3 protein-coding genes are annotated in these 2000 nt (G+C 50.1%); all 3 read right to left on the reverse strand.

Annotated elements, in window-relative coordinates:
* Positions 1-494, reverse strand: a 494-nt coding sequence (locus GX466_09420) for a SpoIID/LytB domain-containing protein (GenBank protein ID NLH94414.1), incomplete at its 3' end; no start/stop codon positions are given.
* 61 nt (positions 495-555) lie between these two features.
* Positions 556-1689 (reverse strand): lipid-A-disaccharide synthase, encoded by a 1134-nt coding sequence (lpxB, locus tag GX466_09425; GenBank protein ID NLH94415.1) that lies wholly within the window; start codon positions 1687-1689, stop codon positions 556-558.
* 1 nt (position 1690) lies between these two features.
* Positions 1691-1933 carry a hypothetical protein gene (locus GX466_09430; GenBank protein ID NLH94416.1) on the reverse strand — a complete coding sequence of 81 codons (243 nt, stop codon included), beginning with the start codon at positions 1931-1933 and terminating at the stop codon, positions 1691-1693.
* Positions 1934-2000 lie beyond the last annotated feature (67 nt).

Consider the following 2000-nt stretch of genomic DNA (forward strand, 5'->3'; position numbering starts at 1 on the left):
TAGATATAGGTTCTCGCTACCACGGCCTGTGCCTTGTAGTAATCTGACGGTCCGTATCTGCCCGCCTCGGCACGTACCACTCCGGGAAGGTACTCTTCAACGGTTGTGATATTAAGTATCCGGAGTGAACCGGGGAATGAAGTGACTGTCAGCATTCCGCCGAGGCTCTTCTCAGGCTCGCTGTTGCCGGGTGCCCTGACAATGAAGAGCGTGCCTGATGCGGCCGGAGTAAAGGCAAGCGAATCAGATACCCCTCTTATGCCTGACATTGTGCTGTAGATTACCCTGTCACCATACCGTGTCACGGCAACGGTTTCGCCCTGGCTGAGACGCACCTCTCCGGAAGCTCCGTCGAAAAGGAAACAATCACCCTTTACCGTGGTCAAAATCAGGCTGGAAGGCTTTGACCGGGCAAAGATACGTATTGAGATCCGGGGAAATGTGACCAGTGGAAACAGAACGAGCAGTATGGCAACCAGTGAGATCCTCTTCATTTCCCTTTCTTTTTACCAGGAGTGCCTGCCATATTTTCATCCACCATGGGTATCACTACCCTCATCTTGCTTTCATTTGAACAAGACTTTCCATCATATCCGCCGCTACTCTCCCTGATGCCCCGCCACCTCCGAGTATAGTCCGCAACTCCCGGTAATCAGCCTTTATACTCTTATGTCTGTCACCGGTGGCAACTATCTCCTCCAGTTCCCTGTGCAGGCTGACACTATTCAGCCCCTCCTGAATCAGCTCTTTCACCACTTCCCTGTCCATGATGAGGTTTACCAGTGAGATGAACCTGACCCTGATAATCCGTTTTGCCAGCCTGTATGTAAGCAGACTTGTACTGTAGCATACGACCTGAGGCACATCAAAGAGTGCAGCCTCAAGGGTTGCAGTGCCGGAGGTGACAAGCGCGGCCTCAGCCACAGCCAGAAGGTCATAGGTCCTGCCGGTGATAACCCTGACAGGGTATGCTGAAGAGATCTCTTTATAAAGCCGTGCCGGCAGATGATCCATTGCTGCCACCACGAACTGGTATTTAGGAAAGCCTGCAGACACTCCTGCCATGACAGGAAGAATAGTGCTCACCTCCTGAAGCCTGCTGCCGCAGAGAAGTGCGATTACCGGTCTGGGGTCAAGTCCCAGTGAAGCTCTGATCATCTCCCTGTCAGGTGCTTTGGCCCTCCATGCATCTATATGGTCAATGAGGGGATTGCCAAGGAAGAGTGCAGGGAAATCATGTCTCCGGTAAAACTCCTTTTCAAACGGGAAGATGATGTAAAGCCTGTCTGTATAGCGTTTTATCTTTTTGACTCTTCCTTCACGCCATGCCCAGAACTTAGGCGAAATGTAGTAGAAGACCCTAAAGCCGGCTTCCTTTGCAAACCTGGCCATACGCAGATTGAATCCCGGATAATCAATAAGTATTACCACATCGGGTTTCATTTCCATTATCTGTCTTTTGCATTCGCTGAAGTTTGCTTTCACCTGCCGGATGTTTACAAGTACTTCGAGAATGCCCATGAATGCAGTCTCACGGTAATGTTTCAGAAGCCGTGCGCCTTCGCCCTGCATCAGTTCACCTCCCCAGCATACAATATCTGCTGCCGGATCGGCCTTTCGCAGGTGCTTCACAAGGTTAGAACCGTGAAGATCACCGGAGGGCTCGCCTGCAATAATGAAGTACCTCATTTTAAAACAGGTTTATCGCGAAGACAGCAAAGGCCCACGCTAAGGTTATTCCAAGCACCCCCCTGCAGGCTCTCAGCATGTCAAGGCGGTTGAAAAGCAGAAAGATGACTACATTGAAGAAGACGGAAACGCTCATTATTTCCGAAATATTTCCGGCACTTTCCATCTTCCTGAAATAATCAGTCATCGAAAGGCCGTGACGCGTAAGCAGAAAGAATATCAGGAACCCCAGAAGAGGCATCACCAATCCTCCCACAACACCTGATATGACATTATTGAATCTTTGCCTGAACCACATGTCAGAGTTTTGA

The organism is Candidatus Cloacimonadota bacterium (genome assembly GCA_012516855.1).
Classification (GTDB): Bacteria; Cloacimonadota; Cloacimonadia; order Cloacimonadales; family Cloacimonadaceae; genus Syntrophosphaera.